This window comes from Polaromonas sp. P1_G2 (assembly GCF_056405515.1).
This window is the reverse complement of record NZ_JBFUBY010000950.1, coordinates 1-500: the sequence shown is the minus strand read 5'-3', so window position 1 is coordinate 500 and position 500 is coordinate 1. Positions and strand designations below refer to the sequence as shown.

1 protein-coding gene is annotated in these 500 nt (G+C 65.0%); it reads left to right on the top strand.

Annotation, left to right across the window (positions count from 1 at the left end):
* Positions 1-500, top strand: a 500-nt coding sequence (locus AC1D0P_RS28495) for an NAD-dependent epimerase/dehydratase family protein (RefSeq protein ID WP_477679806.1), incomplete at both ends; no start/stop codon positions are given.

The following is a 500-nucleotide window of genomic DNA, read 5'->3' as shown; positions in this document are numbered from 1 at the left end:
CACATAGCCTGTTCGGCGTCTCCAAGACCGCGGCCGACCTCTATGTCCAGGAATATGGCTCGCGCTTCGGCCTGTTCACCGTCTGCCTCAGAGCCGGCTGCCTGACGGGTCCCGGCCATCGCGCCGCGGAACTGCACGGCTTCCTCGCCTATCTCACCAAGGTGGCCGTCAGCGCCGGCTGCTACCGGGTGATCGGCCATGACGGCTTCCAGGTGCGCGACAATCTCCACGCCGAAGACCTCGCCGACGCGCTCTACCGCGTCGCCAGCGAACGCATCCGACCCACGGTCTACAATATGGGCGGTGGCTACGCGTTGTCGTGTTCGGTCAATGAAGCCCTGGATACTGTCGGCGCCATGCTGGGCCGGCGGATCGACAGGGTCGAAGAACCGGTCGAGCGCTACGGCGACCACGCCTGGTGGATTTCCGATACGAGCCGGTTTCGGGCGGATTATCCGGGCTGGCAGCCGCGGCATGACCTCGATGGGATATTTGCGGAT